The following is a 14,312-nucleotide window of genomic DNA, read 5'->3' on the forward strand; positions in this document are numbered from 1 at the left end:
AGTCAGCAGAGTCAGCAGTCAACTGCGCAGTTCAACTGCTGACCCTGCTGACTCTGCGTGAGACATTCTGTTATCAGGAGATGCAATGACGGCAGAGGGCGATGCAGCCGTCGCGTGGACGCGCGAGCGGTGGGTGCGCGTGGGCGACTACGATGTGCGCTACCGCGATGCGGGGGAAGGGCCGCCGGTGGTGCTGGTCCACGGCCTGGGCCTCTCCGCCGACTTCTGGGCGCGGAACGGGCCGCCGCTCGCCGCCGCCGGCTTCCGCGTGCTGGCGATGGACCTGCCGGGGTTCGGGAAGACGGAAGGCCCGCCCTTCCTCTCCGTCGAGGACCAGTCGGCGTGGGTCGCGCGCTGGGCCGACGCGCTGGGGATCGGCACGGCGGCGTACGTCGGCCACTCGGTGAGCGCACAGGCGGTGCTGCAGCTCGCCGCGGATCACCCCGAGCGCGTGGCCGCCCTCGTGCTCGCCGCGCCGACGGGCGATCCGGCGCCGCTCAGGCGGCTGCGGCAGGCGGCGGGGTTCGTGATGGACCCGGTGTTCGAGCCGCTGGGCCTGATCCCCGCCGTCGGCGAGCCGTACTTCCGCGCGGGGATCCCGCGCTGGCTGCGCACCTGGGCCGCGGCGGGAAAGCACGACGCGCTCGCGGCGGCGCGGCGGGCGCGCTGCCCCGGCGTGGTGGTGCTGGGGAAGCACGACCCCGTCGTCCGCCGCGGCTTCGCGCGGGACTTGGCGGAGGCGCTGCCGGGCGGGCGCTGCATCGAGCTGGAGCACGGCGCCCACGCCGTCGTCTTCGACGCGCACGAGGACTTCAACCGCGAGGCCGTCGCCTTCCTGCGCGAGGTGGCGGCGCGGGGGTGATCCGCATCGCCCCGGCCCACGTCGTGCGGCGAGAACGCGGTGCATCCCCCATCTCCATCCCCCACCCGGAGATCCTGCCGTGACCGTCATCGAATCCCCCGCCGGGACCGCGTGGCCCGCGCTGGCGCTGGACGCGTGGGAGCCGACGCGCGACACGCTGCACCTGTGGACGCAGGTGGCCGGCAAGGTGCGGATGGCGCTGGCGCCGCCGGTGAACCACTGGTGGCACGTGCCGCTCTACGTCTCCGCGCGCGGCCTGACCACCTCGGCGATCGCGTACGGCGAGGCGGGGACGTTCGAGATGGAGTTCGACTTCGTCTCGCACGAGTTGGTGATCGCCTGCAGCCACGGCGGCGCCCGCACGCTCAGGCTGGAGCCGCGCTCCGTGGCCGATTTCTACGCGGAGACGATGGCGCGGCTGCGCGAGCTGGGGATCGAGGTGCGGATCTGGCCCGTCCCCGTCGAGATCGCCGACCCGATCCCCTTCGCGGAGGACACCGTCCACGCGTCGTACGATCCGGAGTACGCGCACCGGTTCTGGCGCGTGCTGGCGCAGAGCACGCGGGTGATGACGGAGTTTCGCGGCCGGTTCCTGGGGAAGTGCAGCCCGGTGCACTTCTTCTGGGGGAGCTTCGACCTGGCGGTCACGCGCTTCAGCGGCCGCCGCGCGCCGCCGCACCCCGGCGCGCCGAACGTCGCCGACTCGGTGACGCGCGAGGCGTACTCGCACGAGGTCAGCAGCGCGGGCTTCTGGCCCGGCGGCGGCCCCATGCGCGAGGCCATCTTCTACGCCTACGCCTACCCCGCCCCCGACGGGTTCGGCGAGTGGAAGGCGCGCCCCGATGCCGCGAAGTGGTCGCCCGACTGGGGCGAGTTCATCCTCCCCTACGACGCCGTCCGCACCGCTGCGGACCCGGACGCCGCCCTCCACGCCTTCCTCGACACCACCTACGAAGCCGCCGCCGAGCTGGCGCGATGGGATCGGGCGGCGCTGGAGCGGGGATGATGCACCGGCGGGCCGAGATCGATCCGGGCGCCTGAAGGCGCGGCTGGAACATTGGGAAGCCTGCTGCGCAGGCTGTGGCGGATACATGCGCTCGGGCTGCAGCCGTCCAGCCGACGAAAAACTAAGCCTCGCGCGGTTTGCGAGGCTTTCCAATGTTCCAGCCGCGGGTTTACCCGCCCGTCCGAACCTCGCCGAAGGGCCTCACCCCGCGTCCAGCCGCTCGGCGATGGCCCAGGCGAGCAGCGGCAGCATCAGCTCGTGGTGGCCGGTGAGGTGGAAGCCGCGGCCTCCTCCCGATCTCGTCGGCCGCTCGACCACGTTCACGCGCGGGCGGTAGTGGCGCTGCATGTCGAAGTCCGCCGCGGTGAAATTCCGCGGCCGCCCGTCATTCAGATTCCGCGCGACGGTCAGCGCCTTCAGGAACACCTCCGGCATCACCACCGCGCTGCCGAGGTTGATCACTACGCCGCCGTCATCCAGCGCCGGGAGCGCGGCGGCAAGCCGGCGGAAGTCCCGGTGCCCCGTGTCGCCGATCGCCGCGCCATTCGCGGCGGGGTGCTGGTGGATGATCTCGGCGCCGAGGGCGGGGTGCAGCGTGTACGGAATCCCCAGCCGGAAGGACTGCAGGAGGAGGGACAGCTCGGGGTACGCCAGGTCGTTGCGCTCGTTCAGGTCGTGCGCGAGCGATTCTCCCATCCCCCACCCCTCGCGCATCCCGCGCTCGAAGGCGGCGTTCATGTCGCGCCCGGTCTCGTCCGCCATCCCGAACGAGCCGTCGGCCAGGCCGGCCTCCACGTCCTCGCTGGTGCCGCCCCAGCGCGCCATCTCGTAGTCGTGGATCCCCGCGGAGCCGTTGGAGGCGAGATGGGTGGCCGCCCCGCGCCGCACCAGGTCGATCAGCAGCGGCGCCAGCCCCGTCTTCACCACGTGCCCGCCCAGCATCCACACGATCGCCCTGCGTCCCCGGACGGCGTCGGCGACGGCATCGGCGACGGCGAGGAAGGCCTCGGCCTGGAGGATGTGCGGGAGCGAGGCCAAGAACGCGGCGAAGGTGCGCTCGTCACGATCCGGCGGTGGCGAGGCGAACTGCCCGGCCAGCACCTTGTTGGGGCGGGTGGAGACGGGAAGGGTGCGCACCAGCGAAAGGTCCGCCTCGGGAGCGTTCCCTGAGGCGGACCCGCCGCTTCGGCCGTCGTCGCTGGTCACGTGCGTTCGGGGGCGATGGGGATCGGTCAGGAGCCCGCGCGGTAGCTGCGCAGCGACATGGTGAGCGACCCCACCACCGGCACCCGGCTGCGGATCAGCACGGGGATGCGGCGCTCGTCGTCGGAGAAGTAGATCTCCGCGCGCCCGCCCTCGCCGAACAGGCCGTTGGTGCGGATGGTGGGCTGCACCACCACGGTGCGGAAGCGTCCGGCGGGAACGGTGACCGTCTCGCGCCGCAGCACGCGCAGCACCACGGGGTTGCCGCTCTCCTTGAAGTAGCGGTTGAGCGTGTACGTGTCGCCCACCTCGAGCGGCAGGGTGCGCGCGAAGTACATGAACGACAGGTCGTCGAGCGGGTTGGCGGTGGGGATGCTGCCCGTCTCGTTCTTGTCCAGCCGCCGGTAGGTGCGGCGCGCGATGTCGAACTCGTAGCTGCGGCTGCGATTGTAGCGCACCTCGTGCACGTCCTGGACGAAGCGCCGGGAGAAGAGCCCCTGCGTGTCGATCCACGTCTCGTAGCGGTCGTCGACGTGCGCCAGCGGCACGCCGCCCGACACCCGCATCCGTGCGTGCAGCGTGTGCGCGCCGCCGATGGTCTCCGAGCCGACCACCTCCAGGTAGCCGCTGCCGACGCTCAGCGCGCCCAGGCGCACCTGGTAGTCGGCGCGCTCGCCACTGGAGAACGGCAGGCGGCGCCCCGCGTCCTGCGGGCGCGCCGCGCCGGCCAGAAGCGCGACGGCGGCCAGCGCGGCCGCCGCGGCCCCGAATCTATGTCCACGAACCAGACGCATCTCGTCGCTCCGAAAAGTCGTTCTCGATCGGTGGGGATCGAGTCCGTTCATCCTTCTCCCGGCGGCTCTCCGCCTCCTCCGCCCCCGCCCGCGTCGCCGCTGGATGCGGGAGATGGACCGCCGGCCGCGTCGCCACCACTATCTCCGCCCTCGCCGATCTCTCCGCCGGTAGCGGACGGCTTGCGGCGCGGGCGGCGGGGGCGCGGCGGGCGCTTGCGCTTCTTCGGCGCCTCGCCCGGCTGCTCCGGCGCCGCATCAGAAGACGGCTCGGCGGCGTCCGGAGATTCAGCCGCGTCCGCCTGCCCCTCGGTTTCCGCGCGGCGCGAGCGATTCCGCTGGCGATTGCCGCGGCGCTTCTTCCGGGACGGCTGCGGCGCCTCGCCGCTCGCCTGCTCGCCGGCCGGCTGGTCGATCACGGGCTGCTCGATCACCGGCTGCTCGGCGACCGGCTGCGCATCCGCCGCCTCGGCCTGGGGACGCGGCGGGCGTTCGCGGTCGCGCGGGCGCTGCGTATCTCCCTGCGGCTGTTGCTGCTGAGGACGCTGGCGTCCCTCGTCCCCCTGCTGGCGCTCGCCGCGGCCGCGATTGCGGTTGCGCGGCGGGCGGCTGCGCTGGGACGGCGGCCCCGCCGCGGGCGATGCTTCCGGCGCGCGCTGCGGCTTCGGCTGCCGCGGCGGCTCGGCGACGGCGGCGACGGGCTCGGGCTGCGCCGGCTTCTGCGGGCGCTGCGCCTCGGGGAGCGCGGCGGCGGCGCGGGCCTCGGCGAGCCGCCGCGGCGCCTTGCGCACGAAGTCCCACAGCTCCACCGCGGTGCTCCACGGGCGGAAGCGCGTGGGCCGCTCGCGGCGGGTGTAGCGCAGCGAGACCTCCGCGTCTTCCGCGCGCCGCACGTGCGGGGCTACCGACAGCAGCAGCTCGGCGTTGGCCGCCCAGCCGTGCTTGGTCAGCAGCGGCTTGCCGTCGCGGTCCTGCAGCGCGCGCTTGAGCACCGACACACGGTACGCGCGGAAGCCCGAGAGCGGATCCCGGATCTCCTTCGGCAGCGGCGCGCGGGAGACCAGCCAGGGGAGGCCGCGGCGCGACCAGCGCAGGCTGCGCGGCAGCTCGCCCTCCGTCTCCTTCACCGTCGATCCGACGACGTCCGCGCCGCCTTCCAGCCGCTTGAGCAGGTGGGGGATGTCGTCGGGGCTCTCGGTGAAGTCCGCCTGCATCACCACCACCGCGTCGCGCTTGGGGTGGGTGGACATGCGCACCGCTTCCTTGATCAGCCGCTCCACCGCCGGCGCGTAGCCGCCCGTCTTCTCGTTGCGCAGCACGGTGACGGGAAGGACGCGGCGGTACGGCTCCAGCACCTCGCGCGTGTCGTCGGTGGACCCGTCGTCGAGCACCAGCACGTGGTAGTCGCGCGGGAACTCCTCCATCACCTGGCGGATCTTCCAGAGAAGCACGCCGATGGTGCGCGCCTCGTTCAGCGAGGGGATGCAGATGTAGATCACGCGTCGTCCGGGTCGCTGTCCGCGGGTGCGGAAACGGACTCGGAATTACCCGTTTCCGCCGCGGATTGTTCCGATGTAGGGCTGCTTTTCCAGCGCCTGTGGAACCAGAAGTACTGCTCCGGCGCCTTGCGCACCTCGCCCTCCAGCCGCGCCGCGAGCTCCGCCGTGAGCGCCTGCACGTCGGCCTCCAGGTCGCCCGTGCGGACCACGGGAACGCGCTGGCCGCTCACTTCGTAGCGCACCTCGCGCCCCGGCAGGCGGCGCGCCACGCAGGCGAACACCGGCGCCCCCAGCTTCAGCGCGAAGAGCGCGGGCCCCCGGTGCGTCGAGGCGGGCCTGCCGAAGAAGGGGACGAAGACGCCGGCGCGCCGCGCGTCCTGGTCGCCCACGATGCCGATCACCCGGTTTTTCCGCAGGAGACGGGGGACGCGCGACGGCGCCTCGCGCTGGGTGACGGTCTCCACGCCGAGATTCCGCCGCAGATCGTCGAGCCGCGCGTCCACCAGCAGGTTCCCCTGGCGGCGGACGATGGCGGAGATGGGTGTCCCGCGCGCGGCCACGGTGGCGGCGGCGATCTCCCAGTTGCCGTAGTGGCCGGTGACGAGGATCACGCCCTTCCCCTCCGCCAGCGCCTCCTGCAGCTCGTCCCAGCCGACGGGAACGGTGCGGTCGACGATGGCCTGGCGGTCGAGCCTGCTGAGGCGGAGGATGGCGGCCGACTCGCGGCCGAGATGCTCGTACGCGGCCCGCGCCGTGGCGTGGATCCAAGCCTCGTCCTTCTCCGGGAAGGCCATGCGGAGATTCTCCTCCACCACCTTCCGGCGGATGCCGAGGCGGTACACCATCCGCCCGATGCGCCGCCCCACCGCGTCCGCCGCGCGCTCGGGGAGGGTTGCGACGGCGGTCTCCAGCGTCCGCGCCAGCGCGTATTCCACGCGGTGCGCGGCGGTGTGGCGCGGCGTCTCGCCCCCGCGCGCCGGCCGCGCGACGGCGGTCGACGCCTGCTGCGCGGCGGGCGCGACGGGCGTCGGGGATGCCTCCGCCGGTGGGGCGGGGGATGGGGATGGCTTCGTGTCCTGCATCTATCTGCTGTCCTGCTTCTTTCGGTCGATGTCGATCGAGCCGGGGCCGACGATCAATGCGAATGTGGCGGAGATTGGCGCGGCCGCGGACGGCCCACTCCCCCGGCCCCTCCCCCGCTGCGCAGGGGAGGGGAGAACTGCGACTCAGCCCCGCCGCGCGACTTCGGCGAGGAGGGCCTCGTAGCGGTCGAGCATGCGCTCGAGGGTGAACTCCTCGCGGACGCGGGCGTGGCCGGCGGCGGCCAAACGGCGGCGCAGGTCCGCATCCAGCGCGACCTCCGTCATCGCGGCGGCCAGCGCGTCCGCGTCGCGCGCGGGGACGAGGCGCGCCTCCACGCCGTCGCGCGCGAGCTCGGGGGTGCCGGACACGGCGGTGGCGACCACCGCGACCCCCGTCGCCATCGCCTCCTGCACCACGTTCGGCGCGCCCTCCACGAACGACGGCAGCACCAGCACGTCCAGCGCCGCCATCACGTTCGGCACGTCCTTGCGGTAGCCGAGCCAGTGCACGCGCGGCGCGTCGTCCAGCATCTCCCGCAGAGCCGCTTCCTCGGACCCCGTCCCCGCCATCAGCAGGTGCGCGTCCGGCGCCGCCTCCGCCACGCGCCGCCACGCCTCGGCCAGCACGCGCAATCCCTTCCGCGGCTCGAAGCTCCCCACGTAGCCGAAGCGGACGGCGCCCTCCGGCAGGTCGAGCGGGATCGGCGCCGCGCCCTCGAACGGCGCCGGGTCGATGCCGTTGTGGATCACGCGCACCCGCTCGGGCGGCAGCCACGGTGCTGAGGCCAGGATGGTGCGCCGCGTGGCCTCGGCGTTGGTGACGTGCATCGCCCCCGCGTACAGCACCCGGCCGCGCAGGCCGCGCGGAAGCGGCTGGTCGTTCGCGTGCCGGATCACCACGGGGATGCCGAGCGCGCGCGCGACGGGCGCGGTCAGGCGCACGTCCTTCTTCATCAGCGCGACCACCACGTCGGCGCGATGGCGGCGCAGCGCGCGGGCCGCGCGCCAGAGCGAGGGCGGGTGCAGGTCGATCCCCCGCAGCACCGGCTCGAACGGGACGACGGCGCGCATCCGCTCCTCCAGCAGCGACTTCGGGCGGCCGAAGACGACGACGTCGTGGCCGCGCGCCTGGAGCCCCCGCGCCAGCACCTCCGTCACCTTCGTCACGCCGCCCCACCGCGCCGAGGCGTTGCTCAGGACGATGCGCATCGGGCGGCGCGGGGCGGGCGGCGGGCGGGTCGGTTCACGCGCGACAAACTAACCCCGCCGCCCGGCACCGTCCACGCGAGAGGGGGATGGCGATCGTGCCACTTCGACCGGCATTCGCGCGGCCGCGGATGGCCTCCTCCCCCGGCCCCTTCCCCGCTGCGCAGGGGAGGGGAGACCCACGCGGCCCCATCTAATCTACTCCTCGCCGGTCTGCTCGTGCGGGGCGTGGACGGGCTTGCTCTCGGGCGAGCCCTGCTGCCGCAGCCAGATGGACAGGACCGTCAGCGCGAACACCGACAGGAACTCGCTCTGCCAGTTCTGGAAGCTCTCGAACCAGAAGCGCGGCGTGGCCACGAAGGCCAGCGCGCTCACCGCCGGCTGGCCGTGGGCGCCCTGCTCCTCGCTGTACTCGGCGGCCCCGGTGACGGCGTGGCCCGCGAACGAGGCCAGGAAGAGCAGGAACAGCGCGATGCTGAGCGAGTTGCGATAGAGCGCCAGCGCGATGCCCCCGCGCCGCACCGGCCACGGTGCCTTCGGGTCACCGCGGTGCTTGCGCGGGTCCTCGTCGATCGGCTCCTCGCCCGCGCCCGGCTCGTCTTCCGGCTTGCGGCTCTCCGCGGAGCCGCGCTGCACCAGGAACGCGGTCAGGAAGATGAACACCGCCATCTGCAGGAACTCGGACTCCCAGTTCTCCAGCGTCGCCTCGCCGAAGTGCCCGGTGCCGAAATACCCGACGAGCGACACGGGCGGCTGGCCGTGCGCCTCCTGGTCCTCGTTGTACTCGGCGCGCCCGGTGAGCACCTGGCCCACGAACGAGCCCGCGAACAGCAGGATCGCCGCGAGCCCAAGGCTGTGGCTCCTGATCCACTTCCCCACGTCGCCAATCCCCCTCGCTGGTGAGCTCGACCTGCACGGATCGGCTGTCCAGAATGCGCGTTCCATGCCAGCGTTCGCGTCGAACGCCCCGGCGCACGACGTGCACGTAGCGATGGCGATGCAGCAGCGTCTTGTCCGCCGGATCAGGAGAGAGGGAGATGGAACCACAGGAGAACAAGCAGATCTCGCTGCAGAAGGCGGTCAGCGCGCACGAGCAGGCCGCGGCGGCGCTGATGGACCTGATGGCGGAGCAGACCGACCCGGTCTACGCCGCGATGCTCGAGCGGATCGAGCAGAATCTCCGGGCGTTGCAGGCGGACGCGGCCGTCACCGACCCGGCAGAGAAGGTGTAGGACGGATCAAACCGAAACCGGGATTTGCCGAACCGAGATCCCGGATCACCTCCGGTGTCATCCTGAGGGAGGCGCCGCGCTGGATTCGCGTCCGCACCGAACGTTGGCGCCGACCGAAGGATCTAATCGGCGCCCGGACAGGCCTGCTCGTTCGGGCGGACATCCAGCCGGCCATGCAAGATCCTTCGGGCGCGCAGAGTTATCCGCGGACGCCGCGGCGGTGCACCGCGCCCTCAGGATGACATCCAATGAGCGCGTCCCGAAGGTTCAGCCGCACCCTCTCGAGCCGGAGTCTGACCAGGATCCCGGATCTCGAATCAGAAGTCGCGGCGGCGGTAGACGCGGCCGGCGAGCGCGAGCGGGCCGGCGGTCCATGCGGCCACGCCGGCGAGCACGACCAGCGCGCCGGCCGTGGCGCCGAGCAGCTTCTGCAGCGCGGCGCCCGTCGGGCCGAGGAGGACGTCGGCGCCGAGCTGCACCAGCCCGAGCGCGCGGATGCCGTCCATCGGGTTCAGCGCGAGGAGGGCGACGAGGTACGGCCCCGGCTCGCCCGTCCCCATCACCTGCAGCACGGCGATGCAGGCCAGGTCGTACAGCACCGCGGCGCCGAACCACGCCGCCAGTGCCCATCCCACCGCCGAGGCGCGGCGCCGCGTCGTCACCCCGATCAGCACACCCAGCGCGAGCCCCGCGAAGCCGACCAGCGTCGATCCGATCGCCACCAGCACGTAGCCGCCCAGCCCCTCCGTCCCCGCCTGCGCGGCCACGAGCGCGCCGGCGGTGCCGAAGCCGGCCAGCGACACCATCGCCAGCGCCGCGAAGAGCCCCGCCGCGCGCCCCAGCAGCGCCTCGCCGCGGGAGATGGGCTGCGCCAGGAGCAGCTCCGCCGCGCCGTCCTCGCCCCCGAACGCGGCGGCGCCGAGGACCAGGCCGAGCAGCGGGAGGAGGTAGAGCGAGAGCGTCAGCAGGGAGACGGCGGTGCGGGTGAATCCCTGCACCAGCGCCTGACCGCTGGCGCCCAGCCCGGCGAGGCTGATCCCCACCGCGAGGATGGCGAAGAGGCCGCCGAACGCGGGCACCATCTTCCCTCGCAGCGCGCCCCGCAGCTCGTGCGCGGCGATGGTGCGGACGGCGTCAATGCGCGTGGGCATCGGGCACTCCTTCCTTCTTCAACGTCGTCCAGTCGAGCGTGCGGCCGTGGATCTCCGCCGCGCGGGCGTCCGCGGCGGAGCGCGCGCGGAAGGCGGTGACGCTGAAGCCCATGTCCGTCCGCCGCCCGCCGATCACGTACGTGGCGCTGTCGGCGCGCACCCAGCCGCCGCCGTAGTCGCGCACGAAGCCGGTGCCGTCGACGGGATGCTTCGCCAGCCAGGCGACGAGGCACCCGGGCTGGTCGAACTTGTGCGCGGCGCCGCCGGGCTCCAGCCACTCGGCGGCCAGGCCGGGGTCGTCGACGCTCATGTGGCACTGCTCGCAGGCGTCCACGCCGTAGGCGATCTCGCGCGGGCGCGGGGCGGCGTCCGCGGTAGCGCACGCGGCCAGGGCCAGGGAGATGGAGATGCGGAGCAGGGTCGGTCTCATGGCGATCCTCACGCCGCGCGGCGGCCGGAAAGGGTGACCGCGCGGTAGATGTCTTCCAGGTCCGGCGTGCGCACGGTGATCTCGGTGAGCTGGGTGCCCGCCTGCCGCAGCGCCTCGACCACGGCGGCCTCGCGGCCGGGGAGGACCTCGCAGCGGAGCGTGGTGCCGACCCACTCCACCTGGCGGGCGCCGGCGCGCTCGGCGGCCTCGCGCGGGTCCGGCAGCCAGTCGGCGATCCCCACCTGGATGCGCGCGTGCAGCCCCAGCTCGCGCACCAGCTCGCCGGGCGTGCCCAGCGCCACCAGCTTCCCGGCGACGAACACGGCGAGGCGGCTGGCCAGCGCGGAGACCTCCGCCAGGTCGTGCGACGACAGCAGCACCGTCGTTCCCTCCGCGCGGATGCGGGCGACGAGGTCGCGGACGCTGAGCGATCCCGTCGGATCGAGCGCGGCCGTCGGCTCGTCCAGCACCAGCGCGCCGGGGGTGCCGAGGAGCGCGACGGCGATCCCCAGCCGCTGCTTCATCCCCCCCGAGAACTCCTCCGCCGTGCGGTCGGCCGCGGCCAGCAGGTCCACGCGGTCGAGCAGCGCGTCCACCTCGCGGGCGTCCGCGCCGCGGAGACGCGCGTAGAAGCGCATCACCTCGCGCGCGGCGCACCCTTCGGGAAAGGAGAGGCGCTGCGGGAGATAGCCGAGCCGCGCGCGCGCCTGCCGCCCGGCCGCCACGGCGTCGAGGCCGTCGACGGTGACGGAGCCGGCGGTGGGGCGGATGAGCCCGAGCGCGGCCTTGAGCGTGGTCGTCTTCCCCGAGCCGTTGGGCCCGATCAGCGCCAGCGCCTCGCCCTCGCGCACCTCCAGGTCCAGCCCGGAGACGGCGGCCACCTTGCCGAAGCGCTTGGTGAAGCCGGTGTAGCGAATCATGGTCTTCTCGATCGTGTGGTCGATCTCGGTCCCTTGTGCCGGCATCCGTCCGCCCTCTCCCCGCGCCTTAGAGCGCTCGCCCTCTCCCGTACCGGGAGAGGGGGGCCTCCCCAGCATCCCCGCGTCCTGCATCCCCCTGTCAAAACCTGGCTTACTGTGTGACCGAAGTTCGGCTCCACGTTTTGTTCTCCCCCTCCCCCAGGCTGTTTTGGGGGAGGGGGGCGGGGGGAGAGGGCCTCCGCGCCGGGCGGGTAGGATCGCTCCCTCCCGAGCGGATCCCGTCCGGCTACCCCTCCCGGTACGGGAGGGGTGGCGAGCCTAGGCGAGCCGGGGAGTGCGCCGCGCCGGGATCCGCCGCCGCCACCCGATCACCCCCGCGAACGCCAGCTTCAGCCCCGCCAGCGGCAGCAGCACCGACGCGCGCAGCCCACGGCGCGGCGCCGCCGCATCCTCCGGCGCGGCGAGGACGCCGGCGGGCGGGCGGACCAGCGGGTGCGGGTCCTCCACGTGCGCCACGCCGAACACCGGGAACGCCTCCTCCGCCCAGCTCAGCGCACGCGCGGCCGGTGTCCCCACCCAGATCTCCAGCACGCCGCGGCTGGCCGCCAGCGACGCGAACGCATCGCCGGCGCGGAAGGGGCGGTCGCCCACGCCGTCGCCGTCCAGGTCGAACGCCTTGCCGCGCCCCCACCAGTTGCCGCGGCCGTTCTCCGACCAGCGGTTCTCGCCCGCGCCCAGCAGGTTCACCACGTCCGTACGATTGCCGGCGATGGCGTTGCCGGCGAAGAGGTTGCCCTCGCTGCTGGCCGTCAGGTCGATCCCCACGCCGTTGCCCACGATGGCGTTGCCGCGGAACTCGCAGTGCAGCGACGCGTCGAGGAAGATGCCCGTCAGGTTCCCCTCGATCCGGTTGCGCTCGGCCACGACGTACTCGCCGCTCTGCAGCAGGATGCCGTAGGCGCGGTAGCCGACATGACGCGCGAACAGGTTGCCGCGGAAGGCGATGCGCTTGGACGACATGATGGCCGCGCCCGCCGCGTTCGCGGTGAAGCGGTTGTCCTCGAACACGTTGTCGTCGCTGTACATGTAGTGCACGCCGTAGCGCACGCGGGCGACCTCGTTGCCAGCGATCACGTTCCCGTTGGCCCCTGCGAAGTAGATCCCGTCGCGCGTCCACCGGATCTCGTTGCCCATCACGCGCGTGCCGTGCGAGTTGAACAGGTGCACCCCGTTCCCCCGCCGCGGCTCGGCCAGCGCCGTGTCGCCGGCGATCACGTTGCGCTCGACCGCCGCCGAATCTGCTTCCTGGAGATAGACGCCGTGCAGCGACTCCTCGATGCGGTTGCGGAGGATGCGTGCGCGGCGGCTGTGGAAGAGCTTGATCGCCGCGTCGTCCGTATCCAGCGACCGGCCCGAGTTGCGGATGACGAAGCCCTCGATCGCCACGCCGTCCGCGCCGCGCACCGCCACCGCCGTCCCGCGCCGCCCGCCGTCGATCACCGCACCTTCATCCCCCAACAGCACGAGACGGGGGATGGAGATGACCAGCGCGCCGCGATACGTCCCGCGCGCCACCCGCACCGTGTCGCCGGGGCGCGCGGCGGCCAGCGCGGCCGCGGGCGTGGCGAAGGGCGCGCCCGGGCCCACGCGCAGCGTGCGCGGCGGGGGCGCCTGGAGGAGCGCGGCGAAGGCGGCGGCGGCCAGGATCATCGCGCGGCGCGCTCCCCGTCGCGGAAGCCCTGCGCCAGCCGCAGCGCCTGCATCGCCGCCGTCCCCGCCTTCGCGTACGTCTCGCGCACCTCGTCGAGGGCGACGTTCAGCTCGCCGTCGCAGATGCCGGACTCCAGCTGCGGGCGGACGAAGCCGAGCTTCGCGTCGCCGCGCTCGATCCACGCGCGAGCCTCGGCGCGGAGGGCCACCACCTGCTCGTCCTCGTCGCGGATCTCCACGTTCATCGCGCCGCGGACCAGGTCGCGGGCGCCCAGCGCGTCGCGGAGCGAGGGGCCGCACTGCTCCCAGGCCGCGTCGCTCCAGTCGCGGGTGATGCGGCCGATCTCCTGGTCCGCCGCCGTCACCGCGCCCGGCCGCAGCACGGGGAGCGACGGCGCCTCCGTCCGCTCGCGCGCGCACCCGCCGGAGACGGTGACGATCGCCGCCAGCATCGCCATCGCCGCCGCGGGAACGGCGCGGGCGACGCGCATCTCCTTCGTCTTCCGTCCCGCGCGCAGCTCCAGCCAGAGCGCCACCGCCACCATCCCCCCCGCGATCACGGGGAGGAAGGTGCCCCACGAGAAGTACGACCAGGTGGCGAACTGGGCGAGCTGGTTCTGGCCGAACATCGGCGGGTCGAAGGGCGGCACCTGGATGGCGGCGTGCCGGTCGAGCTCGTGGCCGAACTGCCAGAGCCGGTGCTGCATCGCCCACATCCCGTAGAGCGCCGTGGCCGCCATCAGCGCCAGCGGCACCGCGGCCGTCCACGCGCGGCGGACGATCGCGGCCAGCACGCAGGTCGCCGCGATCACGCCGAGGAGGAGCGGGAGGATCTTCAGCTCGGCGAAGAACGCGTCGGTGATCTGGTGCATCCCGATGTAGTGGTTCAGCATGTTGATCTCGGTCACGTCGCCGCGGATGCGCGTGGGGTACACGATCATCCGCAGCCCGTCGGGATACTGCGTGCTGACCAGCGTCATCCCCCACAGCGGCAGGCGGATGGCCGCCGCGGTGAGCACCGCCGCCGCCAGCAGCAGCGGCCGCACCGCCCACGGCGCCGTCTCGCCCGCCTTCGCCGTCGCCCGCCCCGCGCGCCGGGGGAAGGCGGCGGATTTCGTCGATTCGCTCATCTTCTTCATCTCGGGAAAGAAGGTCCTAAGTCCCAAGTCCTAAGTCCTAAGTGAACCGCAGGTCGCGAGTCCGGCCGCCCTCACTTAGGA

General features: G+C 73.2%; 14 protein-coding genes. 3 read left to right on the plus strand and 11 right to left on the minus strand.

What is annotated here, in order from left to right; all coding sequences use genetic code 11:
- The first annotated feature begins 85 nt into the window (after nucleotides 1-85).
- A complete protein-coding gene (locus tag VF092_01065) occupies nucleotides 86-862 on the plus strand; it encodes an alpha/beta hydrolase (GenBank protein HEX6745874.1) in 777 nt (258 codons plus the stop codon).
- A gap of 79 nt (nucleotides 863-941) precedes the next feature.
- On the plus strand, nucleotides 942-1,868 hold the full coding sequence (locus VF092_01070) for a DUF5996 family protein (GenBank protein ID HEX6745875.1): 927 nt from the start codon (nucleotides 942-944) through the stop codon (nucleotides 1,866-1,868).
- Nucleotides 1,869-2,069: 201 nt separating this feature from the next.
- On the opposite strand, the gene VF092_01075 is transcribed toward VF092_01070, so the two are convergent.
- The 6 genes from VF092_01075 to VF092_01100 all read right to left on the minus strand — a co-directional run bounded on the left by VF092_01075 (nucleotide 2,070) and on the right by VF092_01100 (nucleotide 8,528).
- Nucleotides 2,070-3,074, minus strand: a complete 1,005-nt coding sequence (locus VF092_01075) for a hypothetical protein (GenBank protein HEX6745876.1) — start codon at nucleotides 3,072-3,074, stop codon at nucleotides 2,070-2,072.
- A 26-nt stretch (nucleotides 3,075-3,100) separates the two neighbouring features.
- A complete protein-coding gene (locus VF092_01080) occupies nucleotides 3,101-3,865 on the minus strand; it encodes a DUF3108 domain-containing protein (protein HEX6745877.1) in 765 nt (254 codons plus the stop codon).
- A gap of 47 nt (nucleotides 3,866-3,912) precedes the next feature.
- Nucleotides 3,913-5,361: a glycosyltransferase gene (locus VF092_01085; protein HEX6745878.1), complete on the minus strand. Its 1,449-nt coding sequence runs from the start codon at nucleotides 5,359-5,361 to the stop codon at nucleotides 3,913-3,915.
- Complete coding sequence (locus tag VF092_01090; GenBank protein ID HEX6745879.1) at nucleotides 5,358-6,443, minus strand: lysophospholipid acyltransferase family protein; 1,086 nt, start codon at nucleotides 6,441-6,443, stop codon at nucleotides 5,358-5,360. Before VF092_01090 ends, VF092_01085 begins: the two co-directional genes overlap by 4 nt.
- A 144-nt stretch (nucleotides 6,444-6,587) precedes the next feature.
- Nucleotides 6,588-7,652, minus strand: a complete 1,065-nt coding sequence (locus VF092_01095) for a glycosyltransferase family 4 protein (GenBank protein HEX6745880.1) — start codon at nucleotides 7,650-7,652, stop codon at nucleotides 6,588-6,590.
- A gap of 195 nt (nucleotides 7,653-7,847) precedes the next feature.
- Nucleotides 7,848-8,528, minus strand: a complete 681-nt coding sequence (locus tag VF092_01100; GenBank protein HEX6745881.1) for a DUF6766 family protein — start codon at nucleotides 8,526-8,528, stop codon at nucleotides 7,848-7,850.
- 158 nt (nucleotides 8,529-8,686) lie between these two features.
- Here VF092_01100 and VF092_01105 point away from each other — a divergent pair, with 158 nt between their 5' ends.
- Complete coding sequence (locus tag VF092_01105) at nucleotides 8,687-8,881, plus strand: hypothetical protein (GenBank protein HEX6745882.1); 195 nt, start codon at nucleotides 8,687-8,689, stop codon at nucleotides 8,879-8,881.
- 317 nt (nucleotides 8,882-9,198) lie between these two features.
- On the opposite strand, the gene VF092_01110 is transcribed toward VF092_01105, so the two are convergent.
- The 5 genes from VF092_01110 to VF092_01130 form a co-directional block, all read right to left on the minus strand.
- On the minus strand, nucleotides 9,199-10,032 hold the full coding sequence (locus VF092_01110; GenBank protein ID HEX6745883.1) for an ABC transporter permease subunit: 834 nt from the start codon (nucleotides 10,030-10,032) through the stop codon (nucleotides 9,199-9,201).
- Nucleotides 10,016-10,462: a nitrous oxide reductase accessory protein NosL gene (locus tag VF092_01115; protein ID HEX6745884.1), complete on the minus strand. Its 447-nt coding sequence runs from the start codon at nucleotides 10,460-10,462 to the stop codon at nucleotides 10,016-10,018. Before VF092_01115 ends, VF092_01110 begins: the two co-directional genes overlap by 17 nt.
- Nucleotides 10,463-10,470: 8 nt before the next feature.
- Nucleotides 10,471-11,382, minus strand: a complete 912-nt coding sequence (locus VF092_01120) for an ABC transporter ATP-binding protein (GenBank protein ID HEX6745885.1) — start codon at nucleotides 11,380-11,382, stop codon at nucleotides 10,471-10,473.
- A gap of 318 nt (nucleotides 11,383-11,700) precedes the next feature.
- Entirely contained in the window at nucleotides 11,701-13,092 is a 1,392-nt protein-coding gene (gene nosD / locus VF092_01125) for a nitrous oxide reductase family maturation protein NosD (GenBank protein ID HEX6745886.1), read from the minus strand.
- Nucleotides 13,089-14,231 (minus strand): hypothetical protein, encoded by a 1,143-nt coding sequence (locus tag VF092_01130; protein HEX6745887.1) that lies wholly within the window; start codon nucleotides 14,229-14,231, stop codon nucleotides 13,089-13,091. The genes nosD and VF092_01130 overlap by 4 nt, the downstream gene beginning before the upstream one ends.
- Between the last annotated feature and the right edge of the window lie 81 nt (nucleotides 14,232-14,312).

Source organism: Longimicrobium sp. (assembly GCA_036377595.1).
GTDB lineage: Bacteria > Gemmatimonadota > Gemmatimonadetes > Longimicrobiales > Longimicrobiaceae > Longimicrobium.

Bases quoted from the DNA above. Each gene is read 5' to 3' on its own strand.
- VF092_01095 (HEX6745880.1), bottom strand. From the start codon at position 7,652: ATGCGCATCGTCCTGAGCAACGCCTCGGCGCGGTGGGGCGGCGTGACG.
- VF092_01115 (HEX6745884.1), bottom strand. From the start codon at position 10,462: ATGAGACCGACCCTGCTCCGCATCTCCATCTCCCTGGCCCTGGCCGCG.
- nosD (HEX6745886.1), bottom strand. From the start codon at position 13,092: ATGATCCTGGCCGCCGCCGCCTTCGCCGCGCTCCTCCAGGCGCCCCCG.
- VF092_01065 (HEX6745874.1), top strand. From the start codon at position 86: ATGACGGCAGAGGGCGATGCAGCCGTCGCGTGGACGCGCGAGCGGTGG.
- VF092_01130 (HEX6745887.1), bottom strand. From the start codon at position 14,231: ATGAAGAAGATGAGCGAATCGACGAAATCCGCCGCCTTCCCCCGGCGC.
- VF092_01120 (HEX6745885.1), bottom strand. From the start codon at position 11,382: ATGATTCGCTACACCGGCTTCACCAAGCGCTTCGGCAAGGTGGCCGCC.
- VF092_01090 (HEX6745879.1), bottom strand. From the start codon at position 6,443: ATGCAGGACACGAAGCCATCCCCATCCCCCGCCCCACCGGCGGAGGCA.
- VF092_01080 (HEX6745877.1), bottom strand. From the start codon at position 3,865: ATGCGTCTGGTTCGTGGACATAGATTCGGGGCCGCGGCGGCCGCGCTG.
- VF092_01105 (HEX6745882.1), top strand. From the start codon at position 8,687: ATGGAACCACAGGAGAACAAGCAGATCTCGCTGCAGAAGGCGGTCAGC.
- VF092_01110 (HEX6745883.1), bottom strand. From the start codon at position 10,032: ATGCCCACGCGCATTGACGCCGTCCGCACCATCGCCGCGCACGAGCTG.